The following is a 15,432-nucleotide window of genomic DNA, read 5'->3' as shown; positions in this document are numbered from 1 at the left end:
GGGTGTGACCCAGGGAGAGCCGGACAAGCGCTCTACTTCGCGGACGGGTTCTATCTCGGCGGGGTGTGCTCGGCTGCGGTGATCGCCTTCTCCAGCTCGTCCCGCAGCGGCCTGACCGCCTTCGTGTCGGGGTGCATCTCCAGCGCCCGCAGGTGCTGCTTCGCCTCGGGCACCCGGCCGGCCTCCAGCGCCGCCAGCACGAGATGCTTGCCGACCACCGGGGAGTGCTCCCGCACCCGCCAGTGCCCGACGCCCAGCCCGAGCGCCTCAACGGGCATGCCGGCGTCGCGCAGGATGGCGAGCCCCTCGGCCAGGGCGCGACCGTCGGGGTCGCGCTCGGCGGCGGTGCTCAGGCGGCGGACGGCACCCTCCGGGTCGTCGGCCAGCGACAGCCGGCCCAGCTCGATCAGCGGGTACCAGCCGCGCGGGTGCCCGGCCAGCTCCTCGGCCAGCGCCCAGACCGCGAGGTCCGCCTCGCGCTGCTTGGACTCGGGGATCTCGTCGGAGTCCCGCAACGGGTCCTCCAGCGTCGGGTCCTCGGCGGCACGGCGGCGCACGATCTCTGCCAGGGCGCCGAAAGCCTCTTCGTTGTTCGGATCGTCGGTCAGCTGGGCGCGCAGCGCGTCCTCGTGTCCCGCGTCCCCCCGTCGGGGCGCCGACGGCGACGGGCGGCGAGCACCGACCGTGGACGCAGACAGGGGCCGACGGATGAGGCGGCGGAGCCGATGCATCAGGGCCATACCTCGACCCTACAGTTTTCCTCCTCACCTCACCGGGATCACCCTGTCTTGAAAGTCCGTTTGTGGACTCCCCACAACTCGGACTCGTATGCTGCCGGGGTGCCAGCAACTCGACGGGGCGCGCGAACCAGCGCTCAGAAGACCGACCGGGAGGCCGGGCAGGCTGCCAACCGCGGCAGCAGCCAGGATTCCGGCCAGGACGCCCCGGCGCCCGCTACCTCGACGCCCGTGGCGGAGTCCGCCCCGGAGGCCGCGACCGACCCCGCCGGGTTCCCCATGAACCTCCAGCGGGTCCGTGAGGCCAGCGGCCTGCTGACCGCCGCCGCGATGCGCCGTCTGGACGAGGACCTCAACTGGTACCGCGAGCTCCCCGCCGAGGACCGCTCCTACGTCGGCCTCGTCGCCCAGGCCGGCATCAACGCGTTCACGTCGTGGTTCACCGACCCGGACCGGCCGCCGCACGGCGTCAGCGAGATCTTCGCCGCCGCGCCCACCGAGCTGACCCGCTCCATCTCGCTCCAGCACACCCTGCAGCTCGTGCGCGTGGTGGTCGACGTCGTCGAGACGCACTCCGACCGGATCGCCGCTCCCGGTGGCGAGCGCGACCTGCGCGAGGCCGTGCTGCGCTACTCCCGCGAGGTCGCGTTCTCCGCGGCCGAGGTCTACGCCCGTGCCGCCGAGTGGCGCGGCGCCTGGGACGCCCGGCTGGAGGCCCTCGTGGTCGACGCCCTCGTGCGCGGCGACGGCGACGACTCCCTCCGCTCGCGCATCTCGGCCCTCGGGTGGAGCGGCCGCGGCAACGCGCTCGTCGTCGTCGGCCTCGCCACCGAACAGCTCGACGAGATCCGCACCGCCGAGATCCGCCGCGTCGCCCGGCGCGCCGCGGGCGACGCCCTCGTCGGGATCCACGGCGACCGGCTGGTGCTCGTCCTCGGCGGCGAGGGCGACCTGGTCGCCGCCGCCACGTCGCTCCTGAGCCGCTTCGGCGCCGGGCCGGTGGTGATCGGCACCCAGGTGCCCAGCCTGACCGACGCCGCCCGGTCGGCCCGCTCCGCGCTCGCCGGCCTGACCGCCGCCCCGGCATGGCCCCAGGCACCCCGCCCGGTCATGGCCGACGACCTCCTGCCCGAACGCGTGCTGACCGGCGACTACACGGCCCGTGCCACGCTGATCGCCCAGGCTTTCACCCCGCTGCAGGACGCGGGCGGCGCGGTGCTGGAGACGCTGTCGGCCTACCTGGGCACGGGCCGGTCGCTGGAGGCGGCGGCGCGTCATCTGTACGTTCACCCCAACACGGTGCGCTACCGGCTCCGCAAGGTGTCGGAGATCACCGGATGGGACCCGCTCGACGCTCGCGAGTCGTTCGTGCTGCAGGTGGCCCTGGCACTGGGCCAGCTCGGCCGCGGCTGACCGTCTTGTCCTAACTCGTCGCAGAGGCCAATGCCTTGTAGGTTCTCGACAAGGGGCCTCTGCCAGGTTGGTACGGGTCGCGACGTCCTGGGAGCTGCCGGGCTTGGCAGAGTGGACGCGTGCTCGCCGTCGTCTGCCCTGGACAGGGCTCTCAGACCCCCGGGATGCTCAGCGACTGGCTCGAGCTGCCCGGAACCGAACAACGCCTCGCCGCAGCATCCGAGGCCTCGAACCTGGACCTGGTGGCGCACGGCACGACGTCGGACGCGGACACGATCCGCGACACCGCCGTGGCCCAGCCGCTGATCGTCACCACGTCGCTGCTCGCGCTGCGCGCCCTGCTGGACGGCCGCGCCGCGGCCGAGGTCGTCGACATCACCGCCGGTCACTCCGTCGGCGAGCTGTCGGCGGCCGCGGTGGCGGGCGCCCTGTCGGACGACGGCGCGGCCGGCCTGGTCGCCCACCGCGCCCGGGCGATGGCCACGGCGGCAGCCGCCGCGCCGTCGGGCATGAGCGCCGTCGTGGGCGGCGACCCGGACGAAGTGCTCGCCGCGATCGAGGCGGCGGGGCTGTGGCCCGCCAACGTCAACGGCGCCGGCCAGACCGTCGCGGCCGGCGCGCTGGAGAACCTCGCCAAGCTGGCCGAGAACCCGCCGACGCGCGCCCGGGTGATCCCGCTGCAGGTCGCGGGTGCCTTCCACACCCCGTTCATGGACGCCGCGCGCGCCGAGTTCGAGCCGGTGGCCCTCGGCTGGGACGCCGCCGACCCGACGCTGCCGTTCCTCGCGGACCTGGACGGCACCGCCTACACGGGCGGCGCCAACGGCCACGGCACCGGGGCCGACGTGCTGCGCAACATCGCGGGCCAGGTCACGGCGCCGGTCCGGTGGGACCTGATCATGACCGGCCTTGCCGAGCGCGGCGTGACCGGCCTCCTCGAGCTCGCCCCCGGCGGCGTCCTGACGGGCCTCGCCAAGCGCGGCCTCAAGGGTGTGGAGACCGTCGCCGTGAAGTCGCCCGCCGACCTCGATGCGGCGCGTGCGCTCATCGAGGCACACAGCACTGTCCTTTCCAGCGGCACGAACGCGACCGGAGCAGACCAGTGACCATCCTGCAGCAGGCCCAGACCACGCAGTTCTCGCGGATCCTCGCGATCGGCGCGGAGCGCGGCGAGCTCGTCGTGACCAACGACGACATCGCCGGTCCCATCGACTCCTCCGACGAGTGGATCCGCCAGCGCACCGGCATCGTCACCCGCCGGCGGGCCGGCGCGGACAAGGACGTGCTCGACCTGTCCGAGGCCGCGGCGAACAAGGCGCTTCAGGCCGCCGGCCTGACCGGCGCCGACATCGACGCCATCATCGTCTCGACGATCACGCACATGCACATGACGCCGTCGGCCGCCGCGATCCTGGCCGACCGCATCGGCGCGACGCCTGCCGCCGCGTACGACGTGTCGGCGGCGTGCGCCGGCTACGCGTACGGCATCGGCCAGGCGGACGCCCTCGTGCGCTCGGGCCTGGCCCGGCACGTGCTGGTGATCGGCGCCGAGAAGCTCAGCGAGATCATCGACCCGACCGACCGCTCCATCTCGTTCCTGCTGGGCGACGGCGCGGGCGCCGCGATCGTCGGCCCGTCGGACACCCCGGGCATCGGCCCGACCGTCTGGGGCTCGGACGGCGCCAAGGCCACCGCGATCCGGCAGACCCACTCCTGGACCGAGCTGCGCGAGGACCCCGCGCTCGGCTGGCCCACGCTGCGCCAGGACGGGCCCACGGTGTTCAAGTGGGCGAGCTTCCAGATGGCGCCCGTCGCGGAGAAGGCGATGGCCGAGGCGGGCGTGACCGCGGAGGACATCCAGGTCTTCATCCCGCACCAGGCCAACATGCGGATCATCGACCAGATGAAGAAGCAGCTCGGCCTGCCGGATACCGTGGTCATAGCGCGCGACATCGCCGAGACCGGCAACACGTCGGCGGCGTCGATCCCGTTGGCCGCTGAGCGCCTCCTCACGGAAGGCCAGGCCAGGTCAGGCGACCTCGCCCTCCAGATCGGGTTCGGCGCGGGCCTCGTCTACGCCGCGCAGGTCGTGGTGCTGCCGTAGCCGTACGCGGCGGGTCGTCACGGAAATGACCCGTCGTGCATTCCGGTCGCGAGATGCGCCAAGATCTGACCAGCAAGACTCCGGTGCCCGACGGCGCCGGTGACCGTCACGAAAGATAAGGAAGTCCCATGGCCAACACGGACCAGGAGATCCTCGAGGGCCTCGCCGAGATCGTTGCCGAGGAGACGGGGCTCGACAAGGCCGACGTCCTGCTCGAGAAGTCCTTCCAGGACGACCTCGACATCGACTCCCTGTCGATGATGACCATCGTCACGCACGCCGAGGACAAGTTCGAGGTTCGCATCCCGGACGAAGAGGTCAAGAACCTCTCGACCGTCGGCGACGCAGTGAGCTTCATCAAGGGCGCCCAGGCCTGAGCCGCCCCCCCGACGGCGGCAGCGCGGCCCCTGTTCCACCGGGCCCGTGCCGCCGTCGGGCACTCGCTGCCCACGAGGTAGCACCCTTTTCATACCTGCCCCCTTCGTCCCACCACTCCCGGGAGCATCATCATGTCCTCCGCACGCGAAGTCGTCGTCACCGGCCTCGGCGCCACCACACCCCTCGGCGGGGACGTGGCATCCACGTGGGAGGCGGCACTCGCCGGTGTTTCGGGTGCGCGCACCCTCGAGAACGACTGGGCCGAGAAGTACGGGATCCCCGTGACCTTCGCCGCCACCATCAAGGTGGACCCGGCGGAGGTGCTCTCCCGCCCCGAGCTCAAGCGCATGGACCCGTCCGCGCAGTACGCGATCGTCGCGACGCGCGAGGCATGGGCCGACGCGGGCAGCCCCGAGATCGACGGCGACCGGCTCGGCGCCGTGGTGTCGTCCGGCATCGGCGGCATCCAGACCATCCTGGACGGCTGGGACACGCTCCGTGAGCGCGGCGCACGGCGCATGCTGCCCATGACCGTCCCCATGCTCATGCCGAACTCCCCCTCTGCCTACGTGTCGCTCGAGCTGGGCGCCCGCGCGGGTACCCACGCGCTCGTGTCGGCCTGCGCCTCCGGCGCCGAGGCCGTTGGCTACGCGGTGGACATGATCCGCTCCGGGCGCGCCGACGTCGTCGTCGCCGGCGGTACCGAGGCCTCCATCCACCCGATGCCGCTCGGCGCGTTCGCGGCGTCCCGCACGCTCTCGCTGCGCAACGACGACCCGCAGCGGGCCTCCCGCCCGTACGACGTCGACCGCGACGGTTTCGTGCTCGGTGAGGGTGCGGCGGTCCTGGTGCTGGAGAGCGCCGAGCACGCGGCCGCCCGCGGCGCGCGCGTCTACGCCAGGATCAGCGGTGTGGGCCTGTCGTCCGACGCGTACCACATCACCTCCCCCGACCCCGAGGGCAAGGGTCAGGTCGCGGCCATGCGCTTCGCGATGCAGGACGCCGAGGTGACCGCCGCCGACATCGTGCACGTCAACGCGCACGCCACCTCCACCAAGGTGGGCGACCTCACCGAGACGGCCTCCATCCGGACGCTGCTGGGTTCCGAGGCCGACCACGTGCTGCTCTCGGCGACGAAGTCCATGACGGGCCACCTGCTGGGTGGCGCGGGCGCCATCGAGTCGCTGTTCGCGGTCAAGGCGATCTCCGAGCGGCTCGCCCCGCCGACGATCAACGTGGACAACCCGGACCCGGAGCTCCAGGTGCCGCTCGTGCGCGACGAGCCGGCGAAGCTGCCCGGCGGCGACATCGCCGCCATCAACAACTCCTTCGGCTTCGGCGGGCACAACGTCGCCCTGGTGATCCAGAACCACTGACCCCGGCCGCAGGTCAAGCACGTGTCAGGCGCTCAGGTCGTCCAGGTGACCTGAGCGCCTGACGCGTGTGCGGTCGGTCGACCCGTCGAGACCAACCCGCGCCACGCGAGTCCGGCCTGCCCGCGCCCCCTTCATCTGACATGGGAGAATGTCCGCATGGCAATGCGTGAGATCCGTGTGGTTCCCGACCCAGTACTGCGCACCCCGTGCGACACCGTGACGACCATCGACGACCGCGTCCGCAGCTTGGTCGCGGACCTCGTCGACACGGTGGACGACGAGGGGCGTGCCGGGCTGGCCGCCAACCAGATAGGCGTCTCGCTGCGGGCCTTCTCGTGGAACATCGAGGGCGAGATCGGCTACGTGATCAACCCGCGCATCGTCGAGCTGGGCGAGGAGCTGCAGGACGGCGGCGAGGGCTGCCTGTCGGTGCCCAACCTCTGGTACCCCACCGTGCGGGCCAACTACGCCAAGGTCGAGGGCATCAACCTGGACGGCGACCCGATCACCGTTGAGGGCACCGGGATCATGGCCCGCTGCCTCCAGCACGAGTGCGACCACCTGGACGGCATGGTCTATCTCGACCGCCTCCAGAAGGAGACGCGGCGGGCCGCGATGCGGGAGCTTCGCGCGCGTCTGTGAGGGTCTGACCGCCCTGTTTGATACATGCGACGCCCTGTGGGATCAATCTCAAGAAAGTCTTAAGGGGCACTAGTGGTGGTGCGGCTTTTTAGGCAAGAATGTGCCGCACGAACTCGTCGTACGTGGTGATTAACTCGACGCCTGCGCGCCGTTTCGCCTCGCATCTCGTCGGCGGATCGGGCAGTATGTGGTCCGAAGCACCGCTGTGCAGCCGACCACAGCGTCACCGCCCTGGTGAGGACGTAGGGGAAGACGTACCTCGACCCAGGGAGGAAGACATGGCCGGTGTCATCACGCGGGGTGTGCTTTTTGTGCACTCGGCGCCTCGTGCCCTGTGCCCCCACATCGAGTGGGCAGCGGGGAACGTACTTGGCGTGCGCGTATCCATGGACTGGACCGCGCAGCCCGCGGGACGCGGTCTGTACCGTGCCGAGTACTCGTGGCAGGGCCTGCAGGGCACGGGGGCCAAGCTCGCGTCCGCCCTGCGCGGTTGGTCCCACCTCAGGTACGAGGTCACCGAGGACGCGAGCAACGGGGCCGACGGTGCCCGCTGGTCGCACACCCCCGACCTCGGCATCTTCCACGCCATGACGGATGTACACGGCAACGTGGTGGTCCAGGAGGACCGCGTCCGTGCAGCCCTGGAGCTCGCCGACCCGCGTGCCATGCGGGACGCCCTCGACCTCGCCCTGGGCGCCGCCTGGGACGACGAGCTCGAGCCGTTCCGCCACGCGGGCCTCGGCGCGCCGGTCCGCTGGCTCCACCAGGTCGGCTGACCCCCAGCGGGCCGCCGTCAGGCGACCGACTGATCGACCATGCAGTTGCTGCCAAGAAGCCCTCCGGTCTGGCAGCAACTGCATGGTCAACTAATCGGTCGCGGAGAAAGACGCAGTCGCCCGCCATCATGAACAGCGAGAAGAACGGCAGACCCATGGTCACGGCGATGCCCGCGTGCATGAGGAGGGCGCCGGCGACGCCCACCGTCCGCAGGTGTCGCTGCAGCAGCAGGAGCGGGAAGGTGAGCTGCAGCTGCGTCCCCCAAATCACCGCCGCCACGAGCCCGCCGCTCTCTGCGATCAGGTCAGCCACCGCGGGCGACGGCCGGAACTAGGGCAGGAGCAGCGTGTAGTACACGGCCGATCCGTCGCGCCACTCCGCGCCCTGCAGCTTGAACCGCCCCGACAGCACGTACGCCAGGCAGATCTGTGCCTGTCGCAAGCACCGCCGCGTTGTGGGCGAGGTTGCAGACACGGTCAGCGCGGTCCAGCCGACCAGCAGCGGCACGGTCCAGCGGGACTGCCAGCCCAGCGCGACCAGCACGGCCACGAGAAGCAGCGCCAGGCAGGCCTGCGTGAGCAGCAGGTCGCCGGGAAGCGCCTGCCCCGTCCCGGCGCGCCGGTGCCGCCCGCGAGGCCGTCGGCCCGCAGCACCTGGGTCGCGTAGGCCGGCCAGGGTGCGGTCCTGAGCGAGATGCGCATCGACGACGACGGGTGTGGCGCCGTCGTCGAGCAGAGCGGCCCGTAGGGCAGGCCAGGGCTCTGGCGATTTCTGCCCCGGGACCGGACCGGCCGAGGGTGACCGCAGGACGACGAGCCGCGCCTCCTCGGGCAGCCTGAGGAAGCGCACGCGCCGGGAGACGGCCGGGACGCCAGGGGCCGGCCGGTTCCTGCGGCTGTCTCCGCTCCGGGCGGGATCGCAGCCCGCGTGCCCTGCCCGTCTCCGATCGCGGCATGTCACCGAACCCACGGAGGCGAACGCCGACGTCGACCGGCACCAAGGTCCCGTGTCGGCAGATGTCTGATAGCCGGACTAACGTTCCAACCATGGATGCTGAATTGCTGTTGATGCCGAATATTTCCTACATAACTGGGTTCCTCCAGACTGATGGTTCTCATTCCGGAGGCCCTGAGAAGAAGGGGCGGATCACGATCGAGCTTGCAGTGCGAGACGAGGCGCACCTCAAGAGCATCGCTACAGCGCTCCCCTGGGCAACAACTCTTTCCAGACGCACCAGGCAGACCAACTTCGCGGCCAGCGACTACACCTCGGCGATTCTCAATCTATTCGCGCAGGACGCTCGACGATTCTTCGCAGCCGTGGGCGTGACGCCTGGCCGCAAGTCCGCAACGGTCGGGCCACCCGACGCCCCCTACGTCGCGCCTGATTACGTCCGCGGACTCATCGACGGCGACGGATCCATCGGCTTCACGGCACGGGGGTATCCGTTCGTCAGCATGGTCACCGCGAGCGAACGGCTCGCAAAGTACTTCTGCGACGTGATCGCAGAGGTATGCCTGGTCCGACGCACCGCCCGCCGCAACACACGGGACAGCGTCTACAACATCATGGTGACCAACACTGCGGCACAAGCGCTCGCAGCATGGTGCTACTACGACGGTGCACTCGCTCTTCCCCGCAAAGCAATCGCAGCGTCAGAGATCGCAGCCTGGACCGCACCCACCTATCGATTCGGTGTCTCAAAGCGCCGCTGGACCCCCGATGAGGATGTGATCGTGAGGAATCACAGCTCGGTCGACGCTGCGCAAATACTGGATCGAACGCAGCAGTCGGTCGATATGCGAAGGTGGCGCCTCGGAGTGCGAGCGCGAGACAACCGCGCGGCAATCCGATCACAGAGTGCCGTCGCGGACTGGGGCCGCAGCGCGTCCGAACCGGAAGCACCGTACGCAAGTCTCGCTCCGAGCGACAGGCCGATCCTCGTGCCCGCTACACACGCTGGAGCAGGTATTCTCAGCGTGCGCCCGCCGAGGGTGCGGGCCCCGTTAGCTCAGTTGGTCAGAGCAGGAGACTCATAATCTCTCGGTCACAGGTTCAAGTCCTGTACGGGGCACCAGAGGCCCGGAATCCCGCTGATTCCGGGCCTCTCTGCTCTCGTTGGACGGCCCCGACCCAACAAAATCCAAGAACGATCACCCGAACCAGGCGTCGGCGCAGACTGTGACGCCTCCATCACCTCGACGACGCCCCACGTCCGGGGACCTGCCCGACGTCAGCCAGGGCGTTGTAGTCGGTCACCTTCCATCCCGGACAGGGAGACCCTGCGGTCGGTCCGGTCCCGGCGAACAGCGTGGCTGACCCGCCCTGGCCGACCGGCGGGTCTACGTGGAGGAGCCATGCACGCGTGGCGGTCTCCGTTGCTCGAAACGGGGATGCCTCCGCGACGAGAATCGCCTTGGGTTCAAAGATCTGATGCATCTGCTTCTGCTCGCTCAACACGGCCCGTGTCTCTAATCTCTGACAGCATGAGTTCGGCGACGCCGCAGCGGACTACGGGGCACATGGACGTCACCCGCCCGGCGCTCGTCGCATGCGGCATCGACGGCACCCTGGTACGCACCGGGTGCCCCGTGAGCCGAGCCGTGCACGCCGCGGCCGCCGAGGTCCGCGCCGCCGGCCACCACATCGTGCTTGCCACGGGACGATCTTTGGTCGGTGCGCTGCCCGTGGCGCTGCAGCTCGGTCTGCACGACGCGTGGATCGTCGCCTCGAACGGCGCCGTCACGGCGCGCCTGCTCGATGGCCACTACGAGATCGTCGACCAACACCCGCTCGACGCCGAAGCTGCGATCCAAGTCGCCATCAGGATGGCGCCTGGCGCACGGCTCGCCGCAGAGATCGTCGGAGCCGGGTATCGCGTGAACACCCCATTCCCCGACGGTCGGCTCAACGGTACCCAGTACCGTATCGGCCGCATCGAAGGGGTCTGGAGGTACGGAACGACACGGCTGATCCTGCTCGACCCGGCCGCTCACCGCCTCGTGCCGGACCTGCGAGCGCTCGGCCTGACCGCGATCGCCACCGGGGCTGACTGGGTAGATGTGACAGCACCGGGTATCTCGAAGGCAACGGCCCTGGAGAAGATCCGTACGCGGCTCGATGTCCAGGACTGCGACACGGTTGCGATTGGTGACGGCGAGAACGACTTGGAGATGCTGAGCTGGGCCACCCGCGGCATCGCCATGGGCCATGCGCCCGCCCACGTCCGTGCCGTCGCAGACACGGTGACCGGCACGATCGACGATGACGGCGCCGCGACCGCCCTTCTATCGATGCTGGACTGAGACTCGCCGGCCGGGATCGTCGTAGTGGGGCAGTACTCGGTACGCCCCATCTGCCTACGCCGACTTGGATCGAGGCGAGCGTGTGCAGGCAACTCCGTACCGGCCTTCAACGTGACGTCAGTGGACACGACGAACGGCCCGGATCCACACGTCGTGGACTCGGGCCGCTGCCGTTGCGTTGGTCCCGCCGTCAGGTCACAGGTTGACGGCGGTACCCCCGATCGTCACCACGAGGCGCCCGTCGGACGCGAAGGACCAGCTCAGGGCACCTGAGTACTGCGCGCACCGGGACCCGTTCGAGCCGGCGTACCACTGGTTGCCACCCGCGTCGTTGCCGACGATCCGGTCGTTCGACCCACTGTCGCAGGACGTGTTGTTCCGGAACGTCGAGGAGCCGCCGTCGAAGTTGAAGTTGCGCTCCGCGCTGCCGATGCTCAGGTTGTTCTCCACCGTCAGCGAGCCGAGGTTCCGGTTGTAGCCGAACCCGTGCTTCCCGTTGTCGAAGGCGATGCTGCGCCGCACGATGTGGTTCACCGCGATGTCCTCGCCGCCGAGCTTGTAGCCGTTGCGGTCGCCGTTGCCGGCCTGGCCGCCGTTGGACAGGGTCCCGTTCTCGTAGGAGAGCGAGTTCTCGATGGTGACCGCGCCGATCGCACCGGTGTCGGACTTGGTGTACAGGTCCCAGCCGTCGTCGATGTTGTTGTGGGCCACGGTGTACCGGAAGACGTTGCCGGTGCCCACGGTGAGCTTGGGCGCGAACCCGTCGGCGTCCTCCCCGTCGGAGTCGACGTTGTCGTGCGACTCCGAGGACACGATGAGGTTGTTCGCGGGCCAGTCGGCCCGGGGCGCCCCAGCGGTGTAGCGGGAGAGCTGGAGCCCCGAGTCACGGTTGTGCCGGGTGACGACCCGCTCGATGACGTTGTTGTCGCCGCCGAGGAGGATTCCGTTGTCGCCGGCTCGCTCGACGACGATGCCGCGCAGGTGCCACCAGTCGCCGCCGATCGCGAGGCCGCGGTTGGCCGGGTCCTCGCTCTGCGCCGAGAAGTTCAGCACCGGCCGTTCACCGGCGTACGCGAAGATCTCGGTGCGGTCGCCCGACAGGCCGTTCTTGCCCGGCGGGATCGTGATCGTCTGCGCGTAGTTGTAGGTGCCGCCACGCAGGTAGATCGTGCCGCCGGCGGCGATCCGGTTGATCGCCGACGGGAGCGTCGTCGGGTTCGCCAGCGTCCCCGCGGCGCCGTCCGTACCGCCGGGAGCCACGTACAGCGCGCCGTCGACGGGCGGCTCGGTGGTGCCTCCGGTCGGAACCTCGATGTAGTCGATGTTCGCCAGGCCGCCCGAGTTGGTCGCGACGAGCCGGATCGTGTTGGCGCCCGCGACCAGGGTGGCCGGCAGGGACTTCGTGGACCAGGTGCTCCACGCGCCCGTCGGCTCGAAGGAGACCGCCTGGACCCTGGTGCCGTTCACGACGAGGTCCGCGGTGCGTGCGGTGGTGCCGCCGTTGGCGAACCTGACCGCGAGGGTCGCGGCCCCTGCGGCCCCGTTGCCGACGTTGACCTGCAGCGCCGCGCCCGACGCGTTGGTGGTGTTGCAGAATCCGCTGCCGGAGTAGCCGGAGTGGTTCGTGTCGATGGTGCCGCCGCAGGTCGCCGCGGACGACTCGGCCTCGAACCGCTCGACCGCTGCGACCGCCGAGGCCTCCGTCGTCGTTGCGGCCGCGGCCGACGATCCCGCGTACGTCTCGAACTCGGCGACCCGCGGCGTGCCGGTCGAGCTGGTGATCTCGAAGTTGATCTTGGTCAGCGACGTCGCGGCGAAGCTGACGGCCTTCGCGCCGCTGCCGGTCGCCAGCACCGCACCGTTGTCGTTGTTGACGATGCGCCATGAGCCGATGTTGCCGACCGCGCCGGAGGCCTCACGGATGTTGACGCTGGACACGGTCTTCGCGGAGGCCCACTTGATCGAGACGCGCCCGGTCGAGCCTGAGGGTGACCAGTAGGTGCTGGTGTTGCCGTCGAGCACGTTGCCGAAGCTGGTGCCGCTGGCCTTGCTGGAGCCGTCTGCGCCCGCGCCAAGGCTCAGGTTGGTGCCGGTGGGCGGGTCCGTCGGGTCCGTGGGGTCGGTCGGGGTGGGGTCCGGGTCGGGGTCGGGGTCGGTCGGCGTGCAGCTGCCGTCCGAGACCCGGTTGCCCTTGTTCGCGCCCGCCGTCTGGCTCACGACCGACGGCACGCAGCTCGCGGCGTCCATCGGGTACGAGTACGGGATGCTGACCGAGGTGTTCGACGTCGGGTTCGGGCCTGCCGGGTTGTGGTCGCCGCTTCGGGGGGACCACGTCACGTTGTCGAAGATGTTGCCCGCGACCTGCCAGTAGCCGGCCTGGTCGGTGTAGAACGTGCCGAGGACGTCCTTGGAGTCCTCGAAGTAGTTGTTGTCGACCTTCGCCCTGCCCCCGGCCCGCGAGTTGATCCCGGACTCCACGATGCCCGTGTAGTGGTTGTTGTAGACGTGCGCGATGCCGCCGCGCAGCAGCGGCACCCGGGAGTTCAGGTTCTGGTACAGGTTGTGGTGGTACGTGATGAAGCTGTTGGAGACGTCGGTCTCGCTGGAGCCGACCAGCCCGCCGCGCTCGGAGTTGCGCATGATGCTGTAGGAGAGCGTCACGTACTTGGTGTCGTTCTTCATGTCGAAGAGGCCGTCGTAGCCCTCCGACTCGCCGCCCGAGGCGATCAGGTTGACGTGGTCGACCCAGACGTTCCGGACGCCGCTCTCCATGCCGATGGCGTCGCCCCCGTTGGACGTGGGCGAGCCGGACTTCTTGACGTTCTGCACCGTCACGTTCTGGATGATGATGTTGCTCGACTCGCGGATGTGGATGCCGATCTGGTCGAAGACCGCGCCGCTCCCCACGCCGATGATCGAGACGTTGCTGATCTGCTTGAGCTCGATCACGCCGGACGCGGTGCTGCACCCCGGGCCCGACACCTGGCTCGTGTTTCCGTGGTTGATGGTGCCCGAGACCTCGATGACGATCGGGGTGCTCTTGGTGGCGCGGTTGCACAGCGCCGTATGGATCGCGGTACCGGTGCTCGCCCGTACCGTCTGCCCGCCGGCACCACCGGTGGTGCCGCCGTTCTGGGTGGCGAAGCCCGTCGCGCTGCCGGTGGCGGCGGCCGCGTCCGGGACCGACTGCGCCGTCACCCCGATCGTGACCGCGAGGGTCATGGCTGCCACCGCCGACAGGAGCTGCACTGCTCTTGGTCTTCTCATCGTCGTTGCCTCACGTTCGTCGTTGAAAGCGGGACGTTGCTGTGGTTCTTCGTGCGACGTGAAGTCCGGGAACGCGCCCGCCCCGACTCTGGAGCGATCCGCCGGGTGATACTGACCCCACGTGGGTAACCGGTTTCCCGGAACCTAGCAACCGGTTTCTCGGATGGCAACCCCTTGGGGCGTGCGATCTGGGAACCGCCAGCGACTCAGCGGTGGGGCGTCACGACCCCGCGCGTACGAGCACCGACTCCCAGTGCCACGGCTCCGGCATCCGGCCGCCGGGCTCGGCCCAGTCCGGGTGGGTCCAGCCGTAGGTCTCGGCGTGCTGCTTGAGCCAGTCGTACTGCTGGGTGCCGAACGTCTGGACCCCGCCGCCGATGTCCACCGCGAGCCCGAGGCCGTGGGTGGAGCAACCAGGCGGCGCGGCGGTCGGCGCCGCCGGGTCGTACAGGGAGGCTTGCGATTCGTACGTGCGGTAGGACGAGTTGATCGTCAGGTGCACGCCGAACGCCTCCCAGTAGGCGGCATCGAGGTCGACGAGGTCCTGCAGCACGTCGGCGCGCACCTTGTGCGTGGGCGCCCACGGGATCTCCGCCAGAGCGGAGCGCGGCACCTTGCCGCTGTCCGGGTCCCACGTCTGGTCCGGATGGGGACAGGAGATCGCGTCCTGCGCGTCGGTCAGCGACTGCGTGGCGAGCGTGAGGGCCGAGCGGTTCGTGCTCAGGTCGGTGGCGGCCTTCTCGAGCTCTGCCAGGTCCGCGCCGGCGAGGGCGTCGTCCGCCGCGGCGTCGACGGCGGCGAGCGTGTCGAGGGCGGCCCGGAGCTGCCCCCGCACGGCGTCGTCGACACCCATGCCCTCCGTCGCCGTGTGGACCTTCTCCGCGTGGGCCTGAGCGCTCGTCATCCCCTTGCGGGCGGCCGTGACCTGGCCGCGGGCGAAGTCGACCATGGAGGTCTCGACGGCGTCCGACGCGGCCCCGAGGGAGTCCCGGGCGTCGCCGGTCCCCGTGAGGAGCCGGCTGAGGACCGGCTCGGCCAGCACCGTCTCGGCCTCGGCGATCTGGGTCGAGAGGCTCGCGCGCGCCGTCTCCTCGGCGACCTTGCCGGCAGAGGTTGCCAGCAGCTGCTTCGCCGTGGAGTTCTGGGTGGCGAGGTCCGCCGTCTCCTCCGCGGCGTACCAGGCGAGACCGCCGCCGCCCATCGCGAGGACGACCACGAGCGTCACGACGACGACCGTCCGCAGGCTCCGGCGACGACGGGCCTTCGCCTCGCGCCGCTCTCTCGCGGTCCCGCCGGGCTTCACGTCGGGGGGATCGACATGAGGCATGGCGTTCGTCGAGGTCACGAGGCCAGAATTTACGTCACTGAACGGGTGCGGGCTGACCGAGCAGCGGGTGAACTGTGAGCCTGGCCGGACCGGGCCGGGCACCACG

The 15,432-nt window shown here is 70.1% G+C and carries 12 protein-coding genes and 1 tRNA gene; 9 read left to right on the top strand and 4 right to left on the bottom strand.

All coding sequences use genetic code 11. The features are described from left to right. Positions 1–50: 50 nt before the first annotated feature. Complete coding sequence (locus ACFWE2_RS00395; protein WP_377222216.1) at positions 51–740, bottom strand: hypothetical protein; 690 nt, start codon at positions 738–740, stop codon at positions 51–53. Positions 741–839: 99 nt separating this feature from the next. Between ACFWE2_RS00395 and ACFWE2_RS00390 the strand changes: the two genes are divergently transcribed. The 7 genes from ACFWE2_RS00390 to ACFWE2_RS00360 all read left to right on the top strand — a co-directional run bounded on the left by ACFWE2_RS00390 (position 840) and on the right by ACFWE2_RS00360 (position 7,426). Further along, positions 840–2,150 (top strand): PucR family transcriptional regulator, encoded by a 1,311-nt coding sequence (locus ACFWE2_RS00390; protein ID WP_377222215.1) that lies wholly within the window; start codon positions 840–842, stop codon positions 2,148–2,150. Positions 2,151–2,269: 119 nt separating this feature from the next. Beyond that, the gene (locus ACFWE2_RS00385) at positions 2,270–3,256 is read left to right on the top strand and encodes an ACP S-malonyltransferase (protein ID WP_377222214.1); all 987 of its coding nucleotides are present in this window, start codon (positions 2,270–2,272) and stop codon (positions 3,254–3,256) included. Beyond that, on the top strand, positions 3,253–4,254 hold the full coding sequence (locus ACFWE2_RS00380) for a beta-ketoacyl-ACP synthase III (RefSeq protein ID WP_377222213.1): 1,002 nt from the start codon (positions 3,253–3,255) through the stop codon (positions 4,252–4,254). Before ACFWE2_RS00385 ends, ACFWE2_RS00380 begins: the two co-directional genes overlap by 4 nt. Positions 4,255–4,382: 128 nt before the next feature. Continuing rightward, complete coding sequence (locus ACFWE2_RS00375; protein WP_116676165.1) at positions 4,383–4,631, top strand: acyl carrier protein; 249 nt, start codon at positions 4,383–4,385, stop codon at positions 4,629–4,631. A gap of 132 nt (positions 4,632–4,763) precedes the next feature. After that, positions 4,764–6,008 carry a beta-ketoacyl-ACP synthase II gene (fabF, locus tag ACFWE2_RS00370; RefSeq protein WP_377222212.1) on the top strand — a complete coding sequence of 415 codons (1,245 nt, stop codon included), beginning with the start codon at positions 4,764–4,766 and terminating at the stop codon, positions 6,006–6,008. Between the two features lie 156 nt (positions 6,009–6,164). Then, positions 6,165–6,650 carry a peptide deformylase gene (gene def / locus ACFWE2_RS00365; RefSeq protein WP_377222211.1) on the top strand — a complete coding sequence of 162 codons (486 nt, stop codon included), beginning with the start codon at positions 6,165–6,167 and terminating at the stop codon, positions 6,648–6,650. 278 nt (positions 6,651–6,928) lie between these two features. Then, positions 6,929–7,426: a DUF3145 domain-containing protein gene (locus tag ACFWE2_RS00360; RefSeq protein ID WP_116676168.1), complete on the top strand. Its 498-nt coding sequence runs from the start codon at positions 6,929–6,931 to the stop codon at positions 7,424–7,426. A 331-nt stretch (positions 7,427–7,757) separates the two neighbouring features. Here ACFWE2_RS00360 and ACFWE2_RS00355 read toward each other — a convergent pair whose 3' ends face one another. After that, on the bottom strand, positions 7,758–8,276 hold the full coding sequence (locus ACFWE2_RS00355) for a hypothetical protein (RefSeq protein WP_377222210.1): 519 nt from the start codon (positions 8,274–8,276) through the stop codon (positions 7,758–7,760). A gap of 1,151 nt (positions 8,277–9,427) precedes the next feature. On the opposite strand from ACFWE2_RS00355, the gene ACFWE2_RS00350 reads away from it, so the two are divergent. Both ACFWE2_RS00350 and ACFWE2_RS00345 read left to right on the top strand, forming a co-directional pair. Then, positions 9,428–9,504, top strand: a tRNA-Ile gene (locus ACFWE2_RS00350). Between the two features lie 409 nt (positions 9,505–9,913). After that, on the top strand, positions 9,914–10,732 hold the full coding sequence (locus ACFWE2_RS00345) for an HAD family hydrolase (RefSeq protein ID WP_377222209.1): 819 nt from the start codon (positions 9,914–9,916) through the stop codon (positions 10,730–10,732). 195 nt (positions 10,733–10,927) lie between these two features. On the opposite strand, the gene ACFWE2_RS00340 is transcribed toward ACFWE2_RS00345, so the two are convergent. Both ACFWE2_RS00340 and ACFWE2_RS00335 read right to left on the bottom strand, forming a co-directional pair. Further along, the gene (locus ACFWE2_RS00340) at positions 10,928–13,999 is read right to left on the bottom strand and encodes a carbohydrate-binding protein (RefSeq protein ID WP_377222208.1); all 3,072 of its coding nucleotides are present in this window, start codon (positions 13,997–13,999) and stop codon (positions 10,928–10,930) included. Positions 14,000–14,219: 220 nt separating this feature from the next. Continuing rightward, positions 14,220–15,344 (bottom strand): M15 family metallopeptidase, encoded by a 1,125-nt coding sequence (locus tag ACFWE2_RS00335; RefSeq protein WP_377222207.1) that lies wholly within the window; start codon positions 15,342–15,344, stop codon positions 14,220–14,222. Positions 15,345–15,432: the final 88 nt, after the last annotated feature.

It is taken from the genome of Promicromonospora sp. NPDC060271 (genome assembly GCF_042726755.1).
Taxonomy (GTDB): Bacteria; Actinomycetota; Actinomycetes; order Actinomycetales; family Cellulomonadaceae; genus Promicromonospora.
This window is presented reverse-complemented; position numbering and strand designations above follow the sequence as displayed.

Bases quoted from the DNA above. Each gene is read 5' to 3' on its own strand.
- def (WP_377222211.1), top strand. From the start codon at position 6,165: ATGGCAATGCGTGAGATCCGTGTGGTTCCCGACCCAGTACTGCGCACC.
- ACFWE2_RS00340 (WP_377222208.1), bottom strand. From the start codon at position 13,999: ATGAGAAGACCAAGAGCAGTGCAGCTCCTGTCGGCGGTGGCAGCCATG.
- ACFWE2_RS00375 (WP_116676165.1), top strand. From the start codon at position 4,383: ATGGCCAACACGGACCAGGAGATCCTCGAGGGCCTCGCCGAGATCGTT.
- ACFWE2_RS00395 (WP_377222216.1), bottom strand. From the start codon at position 740: ATGGCCCTGATGCATCGGCTCCGCCGCCTCATCCGTCGGCCCCTGTCT.
- fabF (WP_377222212.1), top strand. From the start codon at position 4,764: ATGTCCTCCGCACGCGAAGTCGTCGTCACCGGCCTCGGCGCCACCACA.
- ACFWE2_RS00360 (WP_116676168.1), top strand. From the start codon at position 6,929: ATGGCCGGTGTCATCACGCGGGGTGTGCTTTTTGTGCACTCGGCGCCT.
- ACFWE2_RS00345 (WP_377222209.1), top strand. From the start codon at position 9,914: ATGAGTTCGGCGACGCCGCAGCGGACTACGGGGCACATGGACGTCACC.